This is a genomic window from Vibrio sp. CUB2 (assembly GCF_001557945.1).
Taxonomy (GTDB): domain Bacteria; phylum Pseudomonadota; class Gammaproteobacteria; order Enterobacterales; family Vibrionaceae; genus Vibrio; species Vibrio owensii.
The window spans coordinates 294,422-317,505 of sequence record NZ_LNRB01000002.1 but is presented as its reverse complement, the minus strand read 5'-3'; the positions used below and the strand labels follow the sequence as shown (position 1 = coordinate 317,505).

Genomic DNA, 23,084 nt, shown 5'->3' with positions numbered 1-23,084 from the left:
GATTTTAGTAAGGTCGAACTGGACCCATTATTATTTAAACAACTTACAGAGTATTCTTTACCATTATTATTTTCGAGCCTTTTAATGTGGGTCCTTTACTCCTCTGACCAGTATATGTTAAGGTACTTAAGTAATCTTGAGGAGTTGGGTCTCTATGCTGCGTCGTATAAATTATGCGCGCCATTATTACTACTGCAGACAATTGTGTCGACATTTTGGGTGCCTTTAACCTATAAATGGGAAAAAGAAGGCAGAGCGTTGATATATTATGAGCGCTCTATATTTTTTGCAATAATGATTCTATGCGTTTGCTTTCTAGTAGCTATATTATCTAAAGATGTTCTTATTAGATTGTTAGGGGATATGTATATAAATGCAATCGATATATTCCCATATCTTTTGATTTATCCAATATACTATATTGCGTCAGAAGTATCGACTTTTGGTATATCGATAGCTCGAAAGACAAAATATTTAGTTCCAATATCTTTCTTCTCGGCTATAGTTAATATAACGTCTAACTTTGCTCTAATACCAATTTTGGGGGCAAAGGGCGCTGCAATCTCAACGGCGATAACATTTGTTGTTTACTTTTATCTTCGCCTCTATGTGTCACAGTATATTTGGAAAAAGTTGGATGTTAAAAGTGTACATCTGATGACCCTCGTAGGTGTGGTAACATTGTTGGTAAACGAGTTTTATAGTGCGCAAGCTCTATATTTCACTTTAATTACGCTGCTTCTTTCATATGTTATTATAAAAGAGAGAAAGTTTGTTAGATCTAAAATTATCAAGTGATGGAAAGCACTTATGAAAATTGTAACTGTTGTTGGGGCACGACCTCAATTTGTAAAGGCTGCGGCAGTTAGTCGAGCTATTGTTGAACACAATAATATTAATCCAACTAAAAAGATTACCGAAATAATTATTCATACTGGTCAGCATTACGATGTAAATATGAGTGATATATTTTTTGATGAAATGGAAATTCCTAAACCTGATTATAGCCTGGGTGTTGGTGGCGGTACTCATGGTGCAATGACAGGTCGTCAATTGGAAAAAATCGAAGCGGTATTAATGGAAGAAAGGCCTGACTACATTCTCGTATATGGTGACACAAACTCAACCTTAGCAGGGGCTTTGGCGGCCGCTAAAATGCACATACCAGTAGCTCATGTAGAAGCAGGACTTAGAAGTTTTAACATGAAGATGCCTGAGGAAGTGAACCGAATACTTACTGACCAAGTTAGCGACTTGTTATTTTGTCCAACTGATACTGCTTTAGCTAACCTTGATCGTGAGGGGTTCAGCGATAAAGCATGTAAGATCGAAAAAGTTGGAGATGTCATGCTCGATGCTGCTTTCTATTATAAGCCTAAAGCTCGTCGACCAACTCAATTGTCAAATATTAATAAACCTTTTGCTTTAATGACTATTCATCGGGCGGAAAACACCGATGATCCAGTAAAACTAACAGAGTTAGTATCCGCCGTGAACGAGGTTAGTGAACAGTTTGAAATTATTTGTCCTATCCACCCTAGAACTAAGAAAGCCATAGAAACATTAGGACTTGAGATTAAAGCACATATCATTGAACCTGTTGGTTACTTTGAAATGTTGTGGTTGATAACGAACTGTGAGTTCATTATGACTGATAGTGGAGGGTTGCAGAAAGAGGCATACTTCTTTAGGAAACCATGTTTAACGCTTAGAGATCAAACGGAGTGGGTGGAACTCGTGGAAGCAGGTGTTAACAAGTTGGTGAGAATTGATAGGCGAGAAATTATACAAAATATTCAAGGTATGTGTAACTTTGACCCGAATTTATTCGAAGTTAGTGCTTTATATGGTGACGGCAAAGCCGGATCTAAAATTATAGAAATAATATCTAAAGAGTTTTACTGAGTATGAAGATACTATTAATTTCTCATTTTTTCCCGCCCTCTAATGCTATTGCGTCTCAACGAATTAAGAGTTTTGCTAAATATTGGTCTGAGAGTGGGCATCAAGTTACTGTCTTGACAACAAAGAAAGGCAATAATGAGTCTCAGCCAGACTATTGCAACTTAATTGAAACTAAGTATTTACCCACTTTAGCTGCCAAACGTATACAAAAAGTAAAAAGTGAAGTTTTACTCAGAAATGGCCAAACAAAAGTTAGCATTAAGAAAAGTTTATTTAATTTCATTAATGATTATGGCGCCTTTTCTTCGATCAGGTTTCCTGATATTACGTCGCTCTGGCCATTTTTTATCAATTACGAAGACTTGAATGGTAAAGAGAAATTTGACGTTATTGTTTCTAGTCATGGTCCCTATACATGCCACCACATAGCATATCGGCTCATGAAGAAAGGCATCGGAAAAAAGTGGATTATGGACTATCGTGATTTGTGGAGCGATAACTATATGTATCAGGGGCTACCTTTTTTCAAATACTTTGAGCGAACTACAGAAAGAAAATATTTGAAGTTTGCGGATTCAGTAGTAACAGTTAGTAGTCCTTTAGCTGATAAGTTAAGATCTTTGGGGGCTAATAACGTCTTTGTAATTGAGAATGGTTATGAGGAAAGTGAACTCTCCACACGGAAGACAGAGCAGTCAAGCTATGCTGAGACCAAGTTTACATTGTCTTATTTTGGTGCTCTCTATCCAACTTACAGGGATCCGGAGGTGTTATGTAAGGCAGTAAAGCGGTTGATCGATGAAGATCGGATAAACAAAGCAGAGCTCCAAGTTGATTTCTATGGTAGCGGAGAGCACCTGGTCGCTGAAAGAGCCAGTGAATATGGTCTTTCTGGCTGTATCTCATTTAAAGGAAGTGTAAGCAGGAGTGAGGTTGCAACCCTACAGAATCGATCTGATATGTTGTTTTTAATAGATAGTTCTAAGGAAGCTGGTGTTTTAACTACAAAAGTATTTGAATATCTAACGACAAGATTACCGGTAGTCGCAATTGGCGTTTCAGATAACGGTGAATTAGCAAAGTTATTGAAGCAGTTTGAGGATACCTATTCACTTAAGTGTGATATAGAACTTGCAAATACGATTGAATATTACTTTAAATTGAAGAAGAAAAAAGGTTCACAGATTCGTAGGCAAGATCTCGGTCCCATAGGTGATTATACTCGGTCTGCATTAGCTAAGCGTTTTGCTTCTCTTTTTTAAATAAATGAGATTTTGTTATAAATTGGGTTGTAAATGAAAATACTATTTGTTCTTGAGACGTTCGAACTTGGTGGGGTTGAGCGTGTAACATATCAACTGCTTAAAGGTTTACAAGATATCTATCAATGTATTGAGCTTCATGTGGTTTATGAGAGTGACTTGGGAGACTTGAGAAAAGCGTATACTAGTTCGTTTGATTGCTATCATATGGATGGAAGAAATTATTGGGAAAAGAAAGCAAGGTTCAAAGTTTTATTAGATAAAGTCTCACCAAATATTGTAGTTTACACTAAAGGAGGGCTTTCTAAATATAAACCTTTTTCTAAAAGTTATAACTCCATCAGTCATGTCGCCATTCAACATGTTCCAATAGACCTGCCAGAGACTAATAAATTTAAAAACCTAATCAGAAGGTTTGGCGCTGCATTTCTTTACAGACGAATGGATCGTGTAGTTTGTGTATCAAAAGGAATCGCTCAGAATTTGGTTGAAAGAATTTACTTATCAAAAAACAAACTAGAAACCATTTATAATCCTGTTGTTGACGATGAGATTAGAGAGCTCTCAAACGAGAACTTGGATTATAGTGATTATTACATATGTGTTGGACGCATTCACTATCAAAAAGGGTATGATTATTTGATTGATATTGTGCCGAAAATAATAGAAAGTGTTCCAGATGTAAAAATCCTAATATTAGGCGATGGTGAAAGGAAGACCGAATTACAAGAAAGAATAGAGCAACGTGGGCTTAGTAGTAATATAATTCTTTTGGGTTCAGTCAAAAATCCTTACCCTTATATAAAGAATGCGAAGGCAATTCTGCTGCCTTCTCGATGGGAAGGTCTTCCAACGGTTCTTGTAGAGGCTGCCTTTTTGGGAACTCAGATTGTTGCGTTTAATTGTCGCTACGGTCCTTTTGAATTAACTTCGAACGGCAAATATGGCTACTTAGTTGATACTGGAGATGTTAATAGATTCTCTGATTGTATAATTAGCTTGGAAGGAAATTATACTCTGCCCTCTGCTGATGTTACAGAGTTTACCTTGCCATACTCCTGTCATAGATATAATACACTATTTGAAAAATTACTATGCAAAACGAACTAGATAAAAAAATACTTTGTGGTTCTATATTTTTAGATACCGTGTCGCAAATAGTTGCCGAAAAGGAATGTCGTGCAATTTCTTTTGTTAACCCATTTTCATATTTAGAAGTCTTAAAGTACGATAGTTTGGTCAGAGGTGTAGATTATTTTTTCTCTGACGGGGCTTTGCTTTCTATGTTACATAGTATTTTTTATACCAAAGTTGAAAGAGCTAGTTTCGACTTTAGTTCAATCGCAAATGATTTTTTGCTTTTTCTTTCTGACAAAGGACTTTCTTTAGCAATTGTTGGTGCTACAGAGCAAGAGGTTCAAGTAGCAGTTTCTAATTTAAAGGAGTTGTACCCTAGATTAAATGTTGTCTACTTTCGTGATGGCTACATTGATGATCAAAAATATTTTGTATCCTCTTTAAATAAAATTGGACCTGACGTTGTATTGTTAGGCATGGGGGCGCCAAATCAAGAAAAAATGGCACTAGTATTGAAAGAGTCTTTAGAGACTACATCTTTGGTCATAACATGTGGTGGATTTTTGACTCAAACATCAATCAAAAAAGACTATTATCATCCAATTGTCAAGCGGTTAGGTGTCAGATGGTTGCAACGAGTTATAATGCACGGTCATGTAAGGCGACGCGTTGTTAAAGACTATCCTGTCTTTCTACTTAATTATCTTTTTGCAAAAATTCGTGGATAATGAATACAAAAATCTCCTATAAAACTATATGCATTTGTTTACTTTGCGTTATTGCTTTTTTCCCTACTTATTTGTTTGGGGATAATGCCGCAAAAGGCCAGGTCGTTCAATTTTTTTTGTTTCCAGTAATATTATTGATACTTTGGATTCTTATATCTGCTCTTAAGAAAAACTATAAACTGAATATGCCAGTTTTAGGTGCAGTAATGTTTGGAGCTGGTAGTATATTCTTGTTTACGCTAGCCTCTAAGGTAGCATTCATTAACGGTTCACTGTTTATAAATCATCTTCGATATTTTGCATATGCAACAGTATTAACTTTGAGCTATGGTTTAGCTTACAAAATGAATGCTCGAAATAAAGATTTAGCGACTTCACTATATGTTGTTGCCTTTTTCTCGTTTGTTTTTGTAGTTCTTCAACTTATATTTCCTAATTCCCCAATTGTTGAGCTTCTTTCTCAAAAACCTGCTCTTGACCACTTAGGTTTCAGAATAGGTGGACCATTTGAATGGTCATATATATTTTGTTTTTGTATGATCTCAACTATATTTATGGGAATGCATAGCTTTGTAAGAGGGGAAGGGTCTCTTTTAGTATATTGCATTACGATTTTAGTATTATCAACGTATCTTCTCTCCCAGTCCAAAGCCGCTTATATTGCACTGTTAACATTATCTATGATTTGGTGCTGTTTTTGTCTTTTCGTATATAAGAATAACTTTAGGTTGATTTTTGGAATTATAGTTGTACTTTGTTTTTCTTCTATAGTAGTCGCCACGTATTGGGATATGTTTTCTCATATCATAGGATTTATCGAGAAAATAGTCGTTGGCGAAGTAGATGCTTCCACATCAACTAGAATTAAGCAATTCCAGTTCGCTGAGTATACTCTTGACTACAACCTTCTGATGGGCTATCCCATTAAATATTTAGTAATCGAAAACGCATACGTGCACTACTTCTATAATTATGGTTTCGTTGGCATGTTGGTTTATTTTTTTTCAGCATTATGTTTTTTTGGGGATTCGTGTTTTCGATTAAAAATGAGCATGTCTCAGAATGACTCTTTGGGTGTTGCACTAGGTATAGGAATGGTCGCTTTTACAGCTTCTGTTTTTATTTTTGCCCTTGGTGCATCTCCGACAGATGCGAACAAAGCATCTTACTTTTTTTATTTTGTATATGGTAGTTTTATTGCTGTTAGTTGCAAAGAGTACGTTCGTCATTCTGTACGTTTTTCCGAAAAAATGGTCTCTTCAGGGAAATGACATGTACATGCCCAATTTTGAAGTGCTTTCGTCAAATTAGTACCTTCTAATGTACAAGGTGTTTCTTCTATTTTCATCACAACATTGGAAACTCATTAAGGATCAATTTGTAGATCATTTTGAGTGATTTTTAATGGTTCCGTACTTAAACGGAGCCAAATTATGACGCAATTAACGACCCCATTTATGCATTTCGAAGTGATTAAAGATTACCGTCAAGGCGCTAAGGTAGAAAACAAATTGTCAGGCCTTATTTGTTGACAATTTGTGGTGTGCTATCGGGTTTTGATACTTGGGAGGGTATCTGTGATTTCGGAGAAAGCCGTACCGATTTTCTTAAGCTTCTGGGGAGCTTTGAGAATGGCATTCCATCGCAGATACTATCGCTTGCGTCATGGGTATGGTGAGTCCGTCTGCGATGCAAAGACTATTCATCAACTGGATGAAAGATTACCATGAAATTACAGAGGGTGAAGTCATTGCCATTGATCGGAAAACTGTTTGAGGTTCTTACAATAAATCTGAAGAGCGCTCTGCGATCCATATGGTGAACGCCTTTGCAGCGGCGTAAAGTCTTTGTCTTGGGTAATCTAAAGTTGATTGCAAAACAAATGAAATCACAGAGATCCCCAAGTTGTTGGAGTTGCTAAATATATCTGGTTGCTTAGTGACTATTGATGTAATGGGTTGTCACAGGAAAATCGCCCAAAAGATAGTTGATATAAATGCCGAATACTTACTTGCTGTAAAGGGAAATCAAGGCTCGTTAGAGAAAGCGATCGGTGAGTTTTATTGCCCTTCGATGTTACTGGAATTTGCAGAGGGAGATAGCTATGCGTGTCAAGAAAAAGCGTATGGTCACGAGGAAACACACTGTGCATTAACGACAAATGAGTTGTCATTTTTAGTGATTTAGAGCTTGAATGGCCAAACCTGCAAAGTGTCGGCATCAAGGTCAACATGCGTAAAACAGAAGAGCATCCAGCAGTGCAAGATATGTCTGTTCGTTTCTACGTCAGTTCGAAAAAACTGAGTACGAAAGAGCTGCATGTCGCATTCGAGCCGATGATCGTGCAGAGGCTTTGTCAAGGATCAGACAGGCGTGTTTGAACCTTTTAAAGCAAGAAACGAGCTTTAAAGGAGGCATTCAGCGTAAACGAAGAAGTGTTCGATGGATGTAAACTACTTAAGTAAGGTTCTCGAAACCCTTGAATGAGGAGGATGTTCATGCGATTTCCGTTGTTGCGATATGCGCGCTTACCTTACAGTAGTTGAAATAAAAAGATCTCTAAATATTTTGTTAGAGGTCTTTTTGTAGTGGTTTAATGATCCCGGACACCAAGTTAGGTGGTAAAGTTTCCACCATAAATGAGGTGTTCAATGACAAAACGACAACGACGAACATTTTCGTCTGAATTTAAAATGGAAGCGGCAAGCTTAGTTCTTGACCAAAAATACTCGATACCTGAAGCTGCGCGCTCCATGGATGTTGGAGAGACGGCTTTGAGACGTTGGGTCGAGCAACTCAGACTCGAACGTGTTGGTACCACACCAATGAGTAAAGCATTGACTTCTGAGCAACAGAAAATCCAACAGTTGGAAGCGCGAATTAGTCGCTTAGAAAGAGAAAAGTCCATACTAAAAAGACCACAGCTCTCTTAATGTCGGACGAACTCGAACGTTCTCGTTAATTGACCAATTGAGGGAATATGAATCGGTCAAAATGCCCTGCGAACTGTTTAGTGTCGCCTCATCCTGTTACTACGCGTCTAAACAGCGTAAACCAGATGCTCAACGGCTCCGACTGATTAGCCGAATAAAAGAGCTCTTTAGCATGAGCCGAGGTTCAGCAGGAAGTCGAAGCCTTGTATCGATGCTGTGCTCCGAAAATATCAACGTAGGTCGATTTAAAGTGCAGAAAATCATGCATGAAGCTGGCTCAGTGAGCAAACAACCGGGCTCCCATAAATATAAGCATGCAAAATCAGAGCGACCAGATATTCCAAACTTGTTGAAACGAGAGTTCTCAGTGGCAGCGCCCAATAGAGTTTGGTGTGGCGACATTACTTACATCTGGTCAGGTTCGAAGTGGTGTTATTTAGCCGTTGTTCTCGACCTATTCAGCCGACGCGTTGTGGGCTGGTCTTTATCAGACAAACCTGACGCTGACTTGGCTTGCAGAGCCTTAGAAATGGTTTGGGAGCAACGAGGGTGACCTAAGAATGTCATGTTTCATTCAGACCAAGGCAGTCAATACAGCAGTCGCAAATATCGGCAGAGGCTTTGGCGCTATCGAATCACTCAGAGTATGAGTCGACGCGGTAACTGCTGGGATAACGCACCAATGGAACGGCTATTTAGAAGTTTAAAAACCGTATGGATACCCACAACGGGATATCTTACTCGAACTCAAGCAAGAAGAGATATCAGCCATTACTGATGTCTTATTACAATCGGCAGCGGCCTCATCAAGTCAATGATGGGCTATCGCCAGTCGATGCAGAAAATCGACCTAAATCTGTGTCCGATATTTGTTGACCACTACATTTTAATTTGTGATTTAACTGGTTGAACTTTTCGCCCTTTAAGCAGATTAAGTGCTTGAACCTTGCGCTTGAGTTGATTTACCAAATTTGCTTCTTAAATAGCTAGTAATACGCCACACATAGGCCAGCGTTGTGGCGTAACCCACAAAACATCCAATAAACAAAGCAAACATCACTACTTCAGGTAAGTTGGAACTTTCACCGTAGATACCAAAAGAGGCAAATGCTAAGGCAATAGTGCAGATGGCGACTAGAGTTTGGCGTGGGCCAAGGCCTAAGCGTTGGAATATATGGTGCAAATGTTCCCGGTCCGGTTTAAATGGTGAATTACCACGGCGTACTCGACGAATCATAATCGCGGCCATATCCATAAGGGGCAATGCAATAAGCCAAAGTGCGGTGACTGGGCGCATTAATGGCTCCGTTTGTTCTGTTTGACTTACGCCAAGAAGTAGCCAAATGACGGTAAAGCCGATCATCATACTTCCTGCATCCCCCATGAATACCTTTCTCTCTCTTCCAAGAATTCCTAGGTTCATAAATATATATGGCAGCATAGCAACAATTATTACGACGCACAGGTAGGCAAGGCCGTGTTGGCTATCGACTTGGAGTAAGAATGCCAATGCACCAAATGTCACAATAGAAAGGCCGCCTAACAGACCATCTATACCATCTACCATATTAAACGCATTTATTGCGCCAATTACGGCCAAAACGGTAATTATGCCTCCAAACCAACCTAAAGATATTTCACCGAAACCGAACATGTTTCCTAGGCTATGTAGCTCAATACCTGCGATTTTCATCATTGCAATAGAAAGCGCTGCTTGAATACCCATACGAATTTTGAAACTCAGATCGATCTTGTCATCAACGGCTCCAATAATGGTTAAGGTGCAGATACAAGTCAGATATAGCCAGCTATATTCTATAGTTTCGGGGTTGAATGTAAGGTACTGTGCTAGAACTAGACAAATAGAGATTCCACCAACCAATGGGATTGCTCCACTATGTAGTTTTCGAGCGTTAGGCTTGTCAACTAAGCCTACTCTTTTTGCTACTTTTCGCATTAAAAAGAGAGTGGCAAAAGAAGAGAAAAAGATAAAACTGAGTTCGAGTACCATACATTAGCCAACTGTAATATTAAATTTAATCTGTGCGATTCTAACGCAAACTTAAGGCATGAAAAAGTTAGTGATAGGATATTTATAGTTTACTGTGTTCACAGAAGTGCGACTAGAGTTGATGTCACCAAAGAGGAAGAGTATTCTAGCGTCACTTTTATAAGGGGATATTCATGAAAATTGCTGTTGCTGGTACAGGCTACGTAGGGCTTTCCAACGCTATGTTGCTAGCTCAAAACCATGAAGTGGTTGCACTAGATATTGTTCCTGAAAAAGTTGAATTACTAAACAAAAAACAATCTCCAATTGCTGATGCTGAGATTGAAGATTTCCTTAAGAATAAGGAACTGAACTTCATTGCAACAACGGATAAGCAGAAAGCTTATCAAGATGCAGAATACGTTGTGATTGCTACGCCCACTGACTACGATGCCGTTACGCATTACTTTAACACTTCTTCAGTTGAGGCAGTTATTAAAGATGTGATGACAATTAACCCTGATGCGGTGATGGTGATTAAGTCTACCGTACCAGTGGGATACACGGCTCGTATTAAAGAAGAGCTTGGTTGTGAGAATGTAATTTTCTCTCCAGAGTTTCTTCGTGAAGGTAAAGCGCTTTACGATAACCTTCATCCGTCACGTATCATCGTCGGTGAGCGTAGCGAGCGTGCAGAAATGTTTGCTGGTCTGCTTGTTGAAGGTGCAGTGAAAGAAGATATTCAAGTGCTCTTTACTGACTCTACAGAGGCGGAAGCGGTTAAACTGTTCTCTAACACTTACCTTGCAATGCGTGTTGCGTATTTCAATGAGTTAGATTCTTACGCAGAAGCACATGGCCTGGATGCGCGTCAGATCATTGAAGGCGTTGGTTTAGATCCTCGTATAGGTAATCATTACAACAACCCGTCATTTGGTTACGGTGGTTATTGCTTACCAAAAGATACTAAGCAATTACTTGCAAACTACCAAGAAGTGCCGAATAACATCATTGGCGCGATTGTGGATGCAAACCGCACTCGTAAAGACTTTGTGGCGGAATCAATCCTTAAGCGTGAGCCAAAAGTTGTGGGTATCTACCGCCTTATCATGAAGGCTGGCTCTGACAACTTCCGTGCTTCTTCTATTCAAGGCATCATGAAGCGAATCAAGGCCAAAGGTGTTGAGGTCGTAGTTTACGAACCCGTGCTCAAAGAAGAAGATTTCTTTAACTCTCGAGTGATTAAAGACCTGAATGAGTTCAAACAAAGTGCGGATGTGATTGTTTCTAACCGCATGGTGGAAGAGTTAGTCGACGTAGCGGATAAAGTTTACACGCGTGACTTGTTTGGTAGCGACTAATCAATATCCGATAAGGTCCGAGCTTGCTAGGACCTTCTCTCTTTGCTTTTGCTAAAGTATTTACTTCGCTCTAATCAATAAACCACCTCAATTCCTTCTGCTTCCAACTTCTCTCCTAACTCTTTTTTTGCTTCTTTCTCTCCATGTATCAAATGCACGGCTTTTGGTTGTGTTGGAACCCCAGTAACAAACTTCAATACATCGCTTTGGTCTGCATGTGCAGAATATCCAGAGATGGTATGGATCTGTGCGTTGGCTTCGATTGGTTGGTTATCGATATCCACCGTGTGGCTACCTGATTGGAGCTCTCGGCCTAAGGTTCCTTGCGCTTGATAGCCCCCAAACAACACATCATTTCTTTTGTCTGGCAAGAGTGCTTTTAAGTAATTGACGATTCTTCCTCCTTCGCACATACCGGATGCCGCGACGACAATCGCAGGCTCATCGGTGGAGGCTAGTCGATTCACTAATGCTTGATGTTCTCTATGGCTTTCCACAGTAATGCATTGTTCAAAAGCGAGGGGATGACGATGATTGTTGAGCTTTTGTTTTGCTTCTTTTCCCCACAGTTTTTTGAAACGGCGGTAGGTCTTCGTGACTCTTTTCGCAAGCAGTGAGTCTAGGATAATTGGCAAAGAAGACGACAAGTCGCGTTGGTGAATCAGCTGTTCAATATCGAATAACAGTTCCTGTGTACGTCCTACGCTGAAAGCTGGGATCAGAATAACACCACCGTCTTGCAGTGCGTGATCGATAATGGCGTTCAAGCGCTCAGTTCGAGTGGCAATGTCTTCATGCTCTTTGTTGCCGTATGTGGACTCTATGAACAAATAGTCGGCACGCTTTGGCGGCTCTGGATCGGGTAAGAGAGGGGTATTGGACGGGCCTAGATCGCCGGAAAACACGATGATTTCATGATTGGGGAGTTTGAATTCCACATAAGCAGAGCCAAGAATGTGTCCTGCAGGTTGAAAGCGTAGGTAATATTGTTTACCAAGTGGCAGCCATTGTTGGTAGTCATGGGGTCTTAGCTGTTTTTTAATAACATTGAGGACTTGTTGACGCTGGTGGAAGTTCAAACCCAGTTGCAGCTTTAATCCATCTTCTAGCATGAGCGGTACTAGTTCGGCTGTTGCTTTGGTGCAGTAGATGGGGCCTTTAAATCCAGCAGCCAGTAACCAAGGTAGGCGTCCAATATGGTCGATATGAGCATGAGTCAGGACTAATGCTTTGACGTTTCTAACCGGGAACTCAATATCCAGTGACTCCTTGCGGTTGCCAAAATGGATGTCTTTGCCTTGAAAGAGTCCGCAATCGATCAAGATGCTGCCGTGTGGCAGTTTCAATTCATGACAAGAGCCAGTGACGGTATGTTTCCCACCATGGTGAATCACATTGGCGATGTCTGATATTGGGGTTGTCATGTCGATTGCTCCTCCTTGAACAAGCATAGGTCAATACTAAATCTTGAGGGTAGGGTAAGTGAATAGAGTTCGTTGGTTGGATGGAATTAAGTAGGAATAACTGGAAGTGCGATTAGGTTCTTTGTTTTGATGTAAGGCATTTTTCGTTACTTAACTTTGGGTTTGACACATGCGGTTAGTAGATTCCTGATGTCGTTTAGGTTCCTCGGAATGACGGGATTCTTATAGGTTATGTCTGTTGTTTTGCTGATTTGATTTGATTTGGGTGCGTGCGGAGAGTAGATTCCTGACGTCTCTTAGGCTCCTCGGAATGACGGGATTCTTATAGGTTATGTTTGTTGTTTTGCTGGTTTGATTTGGGTGCGTGCGGAGAGTAGATTCCTGATGTCGCTTAGGCTCCTCGGAATGACAAAACTCATTAGATCGTAAGCAAACAAAAGGGATGCGTGATGCATCCCTTTGTTATTTCTGCTTAATAAAAAGCGAAATTAAGCTTTAGCTGCTGCCGCTGCTTTAGCGATAGCTACGAAGCTTTTAGCGTCTAGAGAAGCGCCGCCAACTAGAGCACCGTCGATGTCTGGTTGTGAGAAGTAAGCTTCTGCGTTTTCTGGCTTAACAGAACCGCCGTATTGGATGATTACTTGTGCTGCAACTGCTTCGTCTTTCGCTGCGATTAGTGCGCGGATAGAAGCGTGGATGCGTTGTGCATCTTCAGCTGTTGCTGCTTTACCAGTACCGATAGCCCAGATTGGTTCGTAAGCGATGATTGCGCCGTTTAGAGCTTCAACACCGTAAGTGTCGATAACTGCGTTGATTTGACGTGCACATACTGCTTCAGTTTCGCCAGCTTCGTTTTGAGCTTCAGATTCACCGATACAGAAAACTGGCGTTAGACCGTTTTCTTTTAGGAAGTTGAATTTCTTCGCGATGAACTCGTCAGATTCGTTGTGGTATTCACGACGCTCTGAGTGGCCGATGATGATGTGAGAAGCACCGAAGTCTTTCAGCATTTCTGGAGACATGTCGCCAGTGAAAGCACCGCTGTTGTTTAGGTCAGTGTTTTGTGCACCTAGGATAACTTTGTTACCGCCTTCAGCGATTACGCGCTCAGCTAGATCGATGTAAAGAGCTGGTGGAGCTACTGCTACGTCTACACCTTCAACGCCTTCAAGCTCAGCGTTAATACCTGTTAGTAGCTCAGTTACCATTGCTTTGCTACCGTTTAGTTTCCAGTTACCCATCACTACAGGACGACGCATAGGAATATCTCCCTTATCTTTAATGTAAATAGTCTATTAATGTAAAAAATCTACGTAGGAATATAACAGAATAATGTGAATAGATCATGATTGGCGTCATGTCTTATTCGGCTTTCTTCATCTGGTCGGCGCTGCATTTGTTCTGTTATTTTTGTCAAAAGCAATCGATTGGTGATCGCGTAGACAGAATGATAGTCCATTCCTCGGAAATTGCCGCTTAGATTGGTATTACTACGGGTTAAAAGTTAGCCGTAATAAGAAAGGAATCAAAATGCCAAACTTAGTTTTAGAATATTCCAACTCGGTCGATGAGCGCGTGAATGTTCAAGGCCTATTAGAAGACTTACACCAAGTGACTTTAGACAGTGGTTTGTTTGAGCAGGCGTCCGTAAAATCTCGTGCGCTTCGCTGCCACAACTGGCTGGTCGGTGAAGAGGGCGATAGTGTGGACTTTATTCACATCAACTTTGATTTGCTTGCAGGAAGAAGTGCAGAACAGAAGCGGGAATTATCAAGAGCACTGATGGTAGTACTGCAAGAACAAGCGAGTCATGTACGCAGTTTGACCGTGAATGTTCGAGATATGGATATTGATTGCTTCCAGAAGGTGGTAAATTAGACACACTAGATTTACTTAGTGCGGCCAAGGAGTTGTCGCACTTTCAATATGTTGAGTGTTTCGATGTCGATTAAAGAATTACTGTTTTCTTTCCAAGGTCGTATAGGCCGTAAAACTTACTGGATGTGGAATATCATCTACTACATCATGATCTTGGGTTTCGGCGCGGGCATCAGTAAGTTGTTCCCTGCGTTTTCTTATATTCTTCTACCTATCTTCTTATTGATTCTTCTTATCCCAGACTTAGCGATCACCACTAAGCGCTGGCACGACCGAAATAAGTCGATTTACTGGTTGGCGTTAAACATCCCGTTGATCATTGGCCGAGTTGCAACGCCAATGACGAACCCAGCAGCACAAGACCCATCAACACCGCAAATGATGATCGCTTCGATTTCTCTGATTTGTGGCCTGTGGATTCTGGTGGAGTGTGGTTTCTTGAAAGGCACGGCAGGCCAAAACAACTACGGCCCTGAGCCGAAGTAAGGTCCTTGGGTTCCGAACTCGTTGGACGTAGATTCTTAGTCTCGCTGAGGCTCGCTAGAATGACGGATTTCTTTTACTTAATAGTAAGTTAAGTTAACCGTCATTCTGAACAGCGAGGGACGAGCGTGATTCAGAATCTACTCACCGAGTGCTCCGAGTTTGAAGTAAGCTAGCTGTGCTGGTGGCCCACAATAGGAAACTAAAACAACTCATTAAGGAGAATGAACCATCGACAAAACACCTTGCGTTTACATCCTAACTTCTAAAAATAACTCTGTTCTCTACATTGGTGTTACCAGTCAACTGCCCCATAGAATATGGCAGCATAAAAACGGAGTCGTTGAAGGTTTTACCAAGAAATATCACGTTCACAAGCTCGTTTACTTTGAACAGTTCGAAGATATGGCAACTGCCATAAACCGAGAAAAGCAGCTTAAACAATGGAAGCGAGAGTGGAAGTTAGATTTAGTAAGAAAAACGAATCCTGACTTTCTCGATTTATCCAATGAGTTCTAGTAAAAATCACCCCTATCTTTAAACGCTCTCAACTCAACTACATCGGCTTTTTGAGTTGGTGCTGACTCTCCTTGTAATGCCTTTCTAAATTTCACCACCTGTTTTTGTAGCTCATTCATCAATACGACATTGGTGTGGTTTGGGTTTTTGCAGTTGTGGATGACCCTATCTATGTGGCTTTGTTGCGCCCATAACCTTGGCTGCATCTGCTCTGAGGCACCTTCTATCATCTCTTTTGCCATGTCATGACGAAACTGTTCAAAGGCTTCGGGATCGCGTTCCGCCATTTTTACCATTTCATCGAATGAGGGCAAAACTTGCGGTTTGTGGGTGCTTGGCATGGCTATCTCCAAATCCATTGGATGTTGCTCCTAGTTGATAAAAGCTTAATCCATACAGAAACGGAGATAGAAAGAATTACAACATCGTCTCATTAATAAGAGCGTATGTTCATAATGAAGTAGAAGAGAGTTGAGATATTAGGCTTGAATGCGGTACACGCAGCGACGTTGACCACTGATGATGTGCTCAGCTCGTTCTATTTTGGTGTCACGGCCGAGAAGTGACTGGAAGACGTTGAGCTCAGATTGGCACAAGCTTGGGCAGCGAGTCGCGGCTTTACAGATAGGACAGTGGTTTTCGATGAGAATAAACCCGTGCTCATCTTTCTCTAATTCGGCCATGTAGCCTTCTTGTTCACGCAGAGTAACCAATGTCTTTAGTTTGCTCTCTAGAGAGTCACACTGCTCAAGATGCTGTTGGTAGTTTTGTAAGGTGAGTTTCTCGCGCTCGGACGTGACTTTCTCCAATCCGTCTTTACCGAAGATGTGCTCTACAGCCTCAATAAACTGGATGGTCAGTTCACCATGGCGATCAGCAAATTGCTCATGACCTTTTTGTGTCAGAGACCAATGACGAGTTGGGCGACCAACTTTGACTTTTACATCATGAATCGACAGGACGCCGTCATCTTCCAAACCTTGCAGATGCTGGCGCGCACCCATGGTTGTCATACCCAGTTCAGAAGAGAGTTGTTTCGCGGTGACAGAGCCATCACGCTTAACGATTTGCAAAATCCTATCTACGGTCTTCATATACCCACCATTTATACGTCAGTACATATTATGCGCGATAGGGTTAGTAAAGAAAAGTGTTGACTTAGTTTGTGTATGGATTTGTTGAATCACAAACAAAAAGGGTTGGCACTTAGCCAACCCTTGGGAATTAATCTACGTCGAGATTAAAGAATAATATCGCGTACTTCTGGATCTTTACGCTCTAGGTAGTGCGTAGACTTGATGCGGCGAATAGTACGACAACGGCCACGGATCAGTAGGGTTTCTGTTGTTGCGATATTGCCTTGGCGAGAGATGCCTTCTAGTAGGTCACCTTTAGTAATGCCTGTTGCGGAGAATACTACGTTGTCGCTGCGCGCCATGTCTTCCATCTTCAACACTACATTCGCTTTTACACCCATCTCTTCACAGCGTTGTAGTTCAGCTGAGCCGTAGATGCGGTTTTCTTCCGTATCGCCTTTTACTTCATGACGAGGAAGAAGACGACCATGCATGTCACCGTCCAGTGCACGAATCACTGCTGCTGATACGACGCCTTCTGGTGCGCCGCCGATGCAGTACATCATGTCTACTTCGCTGTCTGGCATACAAGTTAGGATAGATGCAGCTACGTCACCGTCTGGCACCGCGAATACGCGAACGCCCATTGCTTGCATCTCTGCGATCACTTTATCGTGACGAGGCTTCGCAAGCGTAATAACGACTAGCGTATCAAGAGGCTTGTTTAGTGCTTTTGCTACGTTTTCTAGGTTTTCTTTAAGTGGCTTACCTAGGTCGATAACGCCCTTTGCGCCAGGACCGACAACCAATTTTTCCATGTACATGTCTGGCGCTTTAAGGAAGCTGCCTTTCTCACCCGCTGCCAATACTGCTAGTGCGTTAGATTGACCCATCGCGGTCATGCGTGTGCCTTCGATTGGGTCTACCGCGATATCGACTTCGTCGCCACCAATACCTACTTGCTCACCGATGTACAGCATTGGTGCATCATCGATTTCACCTTCACCAATAACGATTTCACCACTGATGTCTGTTTTGTTCAGTAGGGTGCGCATCACTTCAACTGCAGCACCGTCCGCTGCGTTTTTGTCGCCACGGCCAAGCCATTTGTAACCAGCCAAAGCGGCACCTTCAGTAACACGGGAAAATGCCATTGCTAAATCGCGTTTCATGATGTCTCCAAGTAACAAGAGGGAAGAATAATTTGCGCGGCGATTTTATCACATCGTCAGTTAAACGTTTGCCTTTTTGCTGAGCTTTTACTTTAACTAAGTTGAATTTGATCAATACTTGGGTGAGTTTATGGGGTAGTGATGGGAAAATACATTGCTCAAAAATGCTTCGAGGATAAGAAAAGTCAGCGTTTAGTGAGATTGCGCTGATTTTTTAACCGAATGATGCAAAATATCGAATATAGTAAGTGTTTCTCATCGCTACGCTGAGTAGAATGAACCTCATAGGTAAGGTGCAAGCGAACGCTCGCGCATCGTCCCACGGAATAACAATAGGTAGGCCAAGATGTCTTTTGAAGTACTAGAACAACTAGAAGCGAAAATTCAAACTGCAGTTGACACAATCACTCTTCTTCAGATGGAAGTTGAAGAGCTGAAAGAAGACAAAGTGAAATTAGAAGCTGAAGCTAACGAAATGCGTTCTCAACGTGAAGAGCTTGAGCAAAAATCTCAGCAAGCTCAACAAGAGCATGCTCAGTGGCAAGAGCGCATTCGTGCACTACTTGGCAAGATGGACGAAGTGGAATAATCCACTTAAGTATCCAGAATCAAAAACACCCGCTTCGGCGGGTGTTTGCGTATTTGGCGATGGTTTTTTTAGCGCTGGAGTTAGTCGCTAATCATGGAGTGAGGTTAGTTTAACCTTCCTCACCTTCGTCTTCTTCATCGAGCTCTAAATCTACATTGAGAGGCTCAGGAGAGAGAATGATTCCAGTGCTGTCTGCGTAGATGTAATCTTCGGGTAGGAAACTAACACCGCCGAAGTTAACTGGCACGTCGATTTCACCGATACCTTGGTTTGCTGCCCCTACAGGGATAGACGCGAGTGCTTGAATGCCAAGATTCATGTCTTCTAGTTCGTCCACTTCACGGACGCAACCGTAAACCACAATCCCTTCCCATTCGTTTTCTTCTGCAAGCGTTGCGATTTCTGCATCGATTAAGGCTCTGCGTAGGGAACCGCCACCATCAATCAACAATACTCGTCCGATACCGTCTTGTTCTAACGTTTCGCGGATCAGTGCGTTGTCTTCAAAGCACTTAACTGTCGTCACTTGCCCGGCAAACGACGCTCGGCCGCCAAAGTTACTGAACATTGGTTCAACTACATCTACCTGATCAAGATAGATATCACAGAGTGCTGAGGTATTGTATTCCATAGCGTACCTTTCTAAACAGAAACTGTTGTCTTTGAGTATATCTAGGCATTAAGTCAATGCAATGACAATCCTTTTTTAACTCATCAGAGTTTGAGCTACCACAATTGTTGCAAATAAAACGTTAGTCACTAATGAGCACTTCACAACAACTGGCATCATAGGTGCGATTTGTGCTGGCTTTTCGGTATCCCAAACCGCTTTGCCGTGATGAGCCACCACGTAAATGCTGATCAAGAAGGGCAGACTAATCCATACTGGCTTGTCTTGAATAAGCAGGTAAGCTGCGAAAGCCAGTAGCGCACCACCAAGTAAAATGAAGTGGTATTGCTTTGCTTTACGTTGGCCAAGTCGAACAGCCATGGTGCGCTTACCACATTCGCTGTCGTTCTCGATATCACGCATGTTGTTGATGTTCAGCACTGCTACCGCTAACAAACCACAGCCCAATGCAGGTAAGAACAATGTCGCATCCACATGACCGGTATGCAGGAAGTAGGTACCAGACACACCAAGTAAACCAAAGAAGATGAAGACAGACAGGTCGCCCAAACCAACGTAGCCGTATGGTTTGCTACCCATGGTGTAAGCAATCGCCGCGATAATGGCCAGAATGCCTAGGCCGATAAAGGTAATGATGCTTTCAAAAGAGCTCAGCGCATAAAACACCAGAGTTAAGCCAGCAATTGCAGTCAGAATGATGTTGAAGATGATCGCGATTTTCATTTGCTGTGCTGTGACTGCGCCAGACTGCATTGCGCGCTGAGGGCCCAAACGGTTGTCGTTATCCGTGCCCTGCACTGCATCGCCGTAGTCGTTCGCAAGGTTCGATAAAATTTGCAGTAGGGTTGCCGTGACAAACGCCATAATGGCAATCGTCAGAGAGAAGTGTCCCGCAGAGTAGGCGAGTACGCTACCGGTCAAAATAGACACCAGTGCGAGGGGTAATGTTTTTGGGCGAGCGGCTTCAAGCCAGATCTGCAATGATTGTTTCATGGATATTTCGTGCTAGTAACCAATGTGCCCAGTATAAGCACAAAGCGCTCAATACGCTATTGACCTAAAGCAAGTCAATTAAGAGTCAAAGGGTTACGGAGAAGGAACACAGTTTCCATATTTGAGGCAATAAAAAGGCTGCCAATATGGCAGCCTTGATGAGAGTCGAAGCTCGCTTAAAGAATAAAGCGGCTTAGATCTTCATCTTCAATCGTATCGCCTAGGCGATCTTTCACGTATGCCGCGTTAATGACGAACTTCTCTCCGGCTTTTTCAGTCGCGTCGTAAGAAATCTCATCCATCAGACGCTCCATCACAGTGTGTAGACGACGCGCACCAATATTCTCAGTGGTTTCGTTTACCGTCCATGCCGCTTCCGCGATTTGCGTGATGCCGTCCTCTGTGAACTCAACATCTACGCTCTCTGTTTTCATCAGTGCAATGTACTGCTCTGTCAGAGATGCTTTTGGCTCAGTTAGGATGCGTTTGAAGTCGTTGCTGCTCAGCGCTTCAAGTTCTACGCGGATTGGTAGACGACCTTGCAGTTCTGGGATCAGGTCAGAAGGCTTCGCTACTTGGAATGCGCCAGATGCCACAAACAAGATGTGATCAGTTTTCACCATGCCATGCTTCGTTGATACCGTGCTACCTTCGATTAACGGTAGTAGGTCACGCTGAACACCTTCACGAGAAACATCAGGACCAGAGCTTTCACCGCGCTTACAAATCTTGTCGATTTCGTCGATGAATACGATGCCGTTGTTCTCTACGTTGAAGATGGCAGACTCTTTCAGCTCTTCTTGGTTAACCAGTTTCGCCGCTTCTTCTTCTGCCAACGCTTTCATTGCGTCTTTGATTTTCAGCTTGCGTTTCTTCTTCGTGTCACCGGCTAGGTTTTGGAACATGCCCTGTAGCTGGTTGGTCATTTCCTCCATACCAGGAGGCGCCATGATCTCAACACCCATTTGCGGTGCAGCTACGTCGATGTCGATTTCTTTGTCATCAAGTTGGCCTTCACGCAGTTTCTTGCGGAAGATTTGACGCGTGTTCGATGTGTCTTCTTTTTGCTCAGATTGACCCCAAGCATCACGAGCTGGTGGAAGTAGAGCATCAAGAATACGCTCTTCCGCTTGCTCTTCAGCGCGGAATTTTACTTTTTCCATCGCTTGTTGGTGAGTCATCTTCACGGCAACATCGGTAAGGTCGCGGATGATGGTTTCCACTTCTTTACCTACGTAACCCACTTCTGTGAATTTAGTTGCTTCTACTTTAATGAATGGTGCGTTTGCTAGTTTAGCAAGACGACGAGCGATTTCAGTTTTACCAACACCCGTTGGACCAATCATTAGAATGTTCTTTGGCGTTACTTCAACACGCAAGCTTTCTTCAAGCTGCATGCGGCGCCAGCGGTTACGTAATGCAATCGCAACCGAACGTTTTGCTTTGTCTTGACCAATAATGTGGCGGTTCAGTTCATGAACGATTTCGCGAGGAGTCATTTCAGACATATTCTTTCCTTACTTCGTTACGATTGCTCTTAAGCTGTTGGCTTAGGGAGCTCTACTGTAGATTCTAGTTCTTCTACAGTGTGGTGATGGTTGGTGAATACACAGATGTCGCCAGCAATGTTCAATGCTTTTTCCGCAATTTCACGCGCATCTAGGTCTGTGTTTTCTAATAGGGCTGTTGCTGCAGCTTGTGCGTACGCGCCGCCAGAGCCAATTGCGATCAGATCGTTTTCTGGCTGCACCACATCACCGTTACCCGTGATGATCAAAGAAGCGGTTTCATCTGCTACTGCCAGTAGGGCTTCTAGTTTGCGAAGTGCGCGGTCGCTACGCCAATCTTTTGCTAGCTCCACAGCTGCCTTTGTTAAATGGCCTTGGTGCATTTGCAGCTTGCTTTCGAAGCGCTCGAATAAGGTGAAGGCATCTGCTGTACCGCCAGCGAAGCCTGCAAGCACTTGGTTGTTGTATAGGCGGCGAACTTTGCGCGCGTTGCCTTTCATTACGGTATTGCCTAGCGACACTTGGCCATCACCCGCGATGACGACTTTATTGTTTCGACGTACAGATACAATGGTAGTCACAGTCGACCTCTTAATTATTTCTCTTTGGATTTAATTAAGTATATGGGGCAAATGAATTGTGGATTCAAGGGGAAGTTGTTTTTCGATGATAGACAGTGTGTTTTGTCTTTTTGAACAAGAATGAGAGCGATGGCGTTGGGGGAGATAAGGCGTGCTAGTGACGTGTTATCTGTGTCACTCCCTAGAGTGAAGCATAATCGAGTAGGGAATCTCGCTTTTCTGCCCTTTAGCTAAAAGAAAAGACCAACCGATCGCTCGGTTGGTCTCCGTATTTCATCGAACTGTGAGAATTATAGATTCTCTTTCCAAATAGCACATGGCTCGATCTTCGCGCGTTGCAGTTTGTGACGATCTTTTTCTGCATCTCGTTTGAACTTGTATGGACCAAGAACAACGCGATACCAAGAGCTGCCTTCTTTCTTAATGACTCGGCTCGTCATGCCCTGGAAGGCGATAGCCAGCTTACGTTCTTCGGCTTGGCTTTGCTTTTTGTAAGCGCCACACTGCATCACGTAAGGTACTTTGGATACTTGAATTTCTTTCGCAACGACTTCCACTTCACGCTGCGGTAAAGATTCCACGTACTCCCACTTTTCTTCTGGTGGAGGTGGGATGTCTTTCTTCGCTTTTGGTTTGCTGGTGGTGTTCGTTACGGGCTTTTCAACCACAACAGTTTGCTCAGGTTCTGGATCTGAGCTTAACAAATACAGTCCATAGCCAAAGCCGCCCACGAGCAAGATTGCCAGTAGACCACTACGCCAAGGTTTTTTTCTTGAAGGTTGTTTTTTTGTAGACTTTTTCGGAGCGCCGCGTCCGCGTCTTACATAATCTCTATTTGCCACGGTTACTTCAGGTCATCAAGGATTCTGGCAAATATGTTAATCCAGAACGCAATGAGAAAACACCCTATTCGAACATTCTTGTTAGCTACGTACAGGAAAGTAGGCATAAAAAAGCGACGCCAGAAGCATCGC

The 23,084-nt window shown here is 42.4% G+C and carries 21 protein-coding genes and 2 pseudogenes; 12 read left to right on the top strand and 11 right to left on the bottom strand.

Annotated features, from left to right (window positions below; translation table 11 throughout):
• Nucleotides 1-810 precede the first annotated feature (810 nt).
• From wecB to ATB78_RS03805, 7 genes and pseudogenes are all read left to right on the top strand, one after another.
• The gene (gene wecB, locus ATB78_RS03845) at nucleotides 811-1,905 is read left to right on the top strand and encodes a UDP-N-acetylglucosamine 2-epimerase (non-hydrolyzing) (RefSeq protein WP_061007840.1); all 1,095 of its coding nucleotides are present in this window, start codon (nucleotides 811-813) and stop codon (nucleotides 1,903-1,905) included.
• Between the two features lie 2 nt (nucleotides 1,906-1,907).
• Complete coding sequence (locus ATB78_RS03840; protein WP_061007839.1) at nucleotides 1,908-3,167, top strand: glycosyltransferase family 4 protein; 1,260 nt, start codon at nucleotides 1,908-1,910, stop codon at nucleotides 3,165-3,167.
• A 33-nt stretch (nucleotides 3,168-3,200) separates the two neighbouring features.
• Nucleotides 3,201-4,277, top strand: coding sequence for a glycosyltransferase (locus ATB78_RS03835; protein WP_061007838.1), 1,077 nt, complete (start codon nucleotides 3,201-3,203; stop codon nucleotides 4,275-4,277).
• The gene (locus ATB78_RS03830) at nucleotides 4,262-4,972 is read left to right on the top strand and encodes a WecB/TagA/CpsF family glycosyltransferase (RefSeq protein WP_061007837.1); all 711 of its coding nucleotides are present in this window, start codon (nucleotides 4,262-4,264) and stop codon (nucleotides 4,970-4,972) included. The genes ATB78_RS03835 and ATB78_RS03830 overlap by 16 nt, the downstream gene beginning before the upstream one ends.
• Nucleotides 4,972-6,243, top strand: a complete 1,272-nt coding sequence (locus ATB78_RS03825) for a hypothetical protein (RefSeq protein ID WP_061007836.1) — start codon at nucleotides 4,972-4,974, stop codon at nucleotides 6,241-6,243. The genes ATB78_RS03830 and ATB78_RS03825 overlap by 1 nt, the downstream gene beginning before the upstream one ends.
• A 162-nt stretch (nucleotides 6,244-6,405) precedes the next feature.
• Nucleotides 6,406-7,459, top strand: a pseudogene (locus ATB78_RS28190) (ISAs1 family transposase).
• 164 nt (nucleotides 7,460-7,623) lie between these two features.
• Nucleotides 7,624-8,781: pseudogene (locus ATB78_RS03805) on the top strand (IS3 family transposase).
• 55 nt (nucleotides 8,782-8,836) lie between these two features.
• Here ATB78_RS03805 and wecA read toward each other — a convergent pair.
• Nucleotides 8,837-9,916, bottom strand: a complete 1,080-nt coding sequence (wecA, locus tag ATB78_RS03800; RefSeq protein WP_061007834.1) for a UDP-N-acetylglucosamine--undecaprenyl-phosphate N-acetylglucosaminephosphotransferase — start codon at nucleotides 9,914-9,916, stop codon at nucleotides 8,837-8,839.
• Nucleotides 9,917-10,089: 173 nt separating this feature from the next.
• On the opposite strand from wecA, the gene ATB78_RS03795 reads away from it, so the two are divergent.
• Nucleotides 10,090-11,256 carry a nucleotide sugar dehydrogenase gene (locus ATB78_RS03795; protein ID WP_061007833.1) on the top strand — a complete coding sequence of 389 codons (1,167 nt, stop codon included), beginning with the start codon at nucleotides 10,090-10,092 and terminating at the stop codon, nucleotides 11,254-11,256.
• A 74-nt stretch (nucleotides 11,257-11,330) separates the two neighbouring features.
• Here the strand turns inward: ATB78_RS03795 and ATB78_RS03790 are convergent, their stop codons facing one another.
• Together ATB78_RS03790 and tpiA are read right to left on the bottom strand one after the other, a co-directional pair.
• Nucleotides 11,331-12,680 carry an MBL fold metallo-hydrolase gene (locus tag ATB78_RS03790; protein WP_061007832.1) on the bottom strand — a complete coding sequence of 450 codons (1,350 nt, stop codon included), beginning with the start codon at nucleotides 12,678-12,680 and terminating at the stop codon, nucleotides 11,331-11,333.
• A 488-nt stretch (nucleotides 12,681-13,168) separates the two neighbouring features.
• Entirely contained in the window at nucleotides 13,169-13,939 is a 771-nt protein-coding gene (tpiA, locus tag ATB78_RS03785) for a triose-phosphate isomerase (protein WP_005428123.1), read from the bottom strand.
• A gap of 271 nt (nucleotides 13,940-14,210) precedes the next feature.
• Between tpiA and ATB78_RS03780 the strand changes: the two genes are divergently transcribed.
• From ATB78_RS03780 to ATB78_RS28185, 3 genes are all read left to right on the top strand, one after another.
• Nucleotides 14,211-14,558 (top strand): 5-carboxymethyl-2-hydroxymuconate isomerase, encoded by a 348-nt coding sequence (locus tag ATB78_RS03780; protein WP_061007831.1) that lies wholly within the window; start codon nucleotides 14,211-14,213, stop codon nucleotides 14,556-14,558.
• A gap of 63 nt (nucleotides 14,559-14,621) precedes the next feature.
• On the top strand, nucleotides 14,622-15,044 hold the full coding sequence (locus tag ATB78_RS03775; protein WP_005442827.1) for a DUF805 domain-containing protein: 423 nt from the start codon (nucleotides 14,622-14,624) through the stop codon (nucleotides 15,042-15,044).
• A gap of 228 nt (nucleotides 15,045-15,272) precedes the next feature.
• Entirely contained in the window at nucleotides 15,273-15,560 is a 288-nt protein-coding gene (locus tag ATB78_RS28185) for a GIY-YIG nuclease family protein (RefSeq protein WP_081096556.1), read from the top strand.
• On the opposite strand, the gene ATB78_RS03770 is transcribed toward ATB78_RS28185, so the two are convergent.
• The 3 genes from ATB78_RS03770 to glpX all read right to left on the bottom strand — a co-directional run bounded on the left by ATB78_RS03770 (nucleotide 15,557) and on the right by glpX (nucleotide 17,808).
• A complete protein-coding gene (locus ATB78_RS03770; protein WP_081096555.1) occupies nucleotides 15,557-15,919 on the bottom strand; it encodes a DUF3135 domain-containing protein in 363 nt (120 codons plus the stop codon). The two genes, ATB78_RS28185 and ATB78_RS03770, sit on opposite strands and share 4 nt — an antisense overlap.
• Before the next feature lie 120 nt (nucleotides 15,920-16,039).
• On the bottom strand, nucleotides 16,040-16,654 hold the full coding sequence (locus tag ATB78_RS03765; RefSeq protein WP_005443691.1) for a metalloregulator ArsR/SmtB family transcription factor: 615 nt from the start codon (nucleotides 16,652-16,654) through the stop codon (nucleotides 16,040-16,042).
• A 146-nt stretch (nucleotides 16,655-16,800) separates the two neighbouring features.
• Nucleotides 16,801-17,808 (bottom strand): class II fructose-bisphosphatase, encoded by a 1,008-nt coding sequence (gene glpX / locus ATB78_RS03760; RefSeq protein ID WP_039984690.1) that lies wholly within the window; start codon nucleotides 17,806-17,808, stop codon nucleotides 16,801-16,803.
• Between the two features lie 346 nt (nucleotides 17,809-18,154).
• Here glpX and zapB point away from each other — a divergent pair, with 346 nt between their 5' ends.
• Nucleotides 18,155-18,397: a cell division protein ZapB gene (gene zapB, locus ATB78_RS03755; RefSeq protein ID WP_005435037.1), complete on the top strand. Its 243-nt coding sequence runs from the start codon at nucleotides 18,155-18,157 to the stop codon at nucleotides 18,395-18,397.
• Nucleotides 18,398-18,506: 109 nt separating this feature from the next.
• Here the strand turns inward: zapB and rraA are convergent, their stop codons facing one another.
• The 5 genes from rraA to ATB78_RS03730 form a co-directional block, all read right to left on the bottom strand.
• Nucleotides 18,507-19,028, bottom strand: coding sequence for a ribonuclease E activity regulator RraA (rraA, locus tag ATB78_RS03750; RefSeq protein WP_039841359.1), 522 nt, complete (start codon nucleotides 19,026-19,028; stop codon nucleotides 18,507-18,509).
• Between the two features lie 75 nt (nucleotides 19,029-19,103).
• Entirely contained in the window at nucleotides 19,104-20,021 is a 918-nt protein-coding gene (locus ATB78_RS03745; protein ID WP_061007830.1) for a 1,4-dihydroxy-2-naphthoate polyprenyltransferase, read from the bottom strand.
• Between the two features lie 176 nt (nucleotides 20,022-20,197).
• Nucleotides 20,198-21,529 carry an HslU--HslV peptidase ATPase subunit gene (gene hslU / locus ATB78_RS03740; RefSeq protein ID WP_020196516.1) on the bottom strand — a complete coding sequence of 444 codons (1,332 nt, stop codon included), beginning with the start codon at nucleotides 21,527-21,529 and terminating at the stop codon, nucleotides 20,198-20,200.
• Between the two features lie 29 nt (nucleotides 21,530-21,558).
• Complete coding sequence (gene hslV, locus ATB78_RS03735; RefSeq protein ID WP_005435051.1) at nucleotides 21,559-22,110, bottom strand: ATP-dependent protease subunit HslV; 552 nt, start codon at nucleotides 22,108-22,110, stop codon at nucleotides 21,559-21,561.
• Nucleotides 22,111-22,400: 290 nt separating this feature from the next.
• The gene (locus ATB78_RS03730) at nucleotides 22,401-22,952 is read right to left on the bottom strand and encodes an SPOR domain-containing protein (RefSeq protein ID WP_020196517.1); all 552 of its coding nucleotides are present in this window, start codon (nucleotides 22,950-22,952) and stop codon (nucleotides 22,401-22,403) included.
• Between the last annotated feature and the right edge of the window lie 132 nt (nucleotides 22,953-23,084).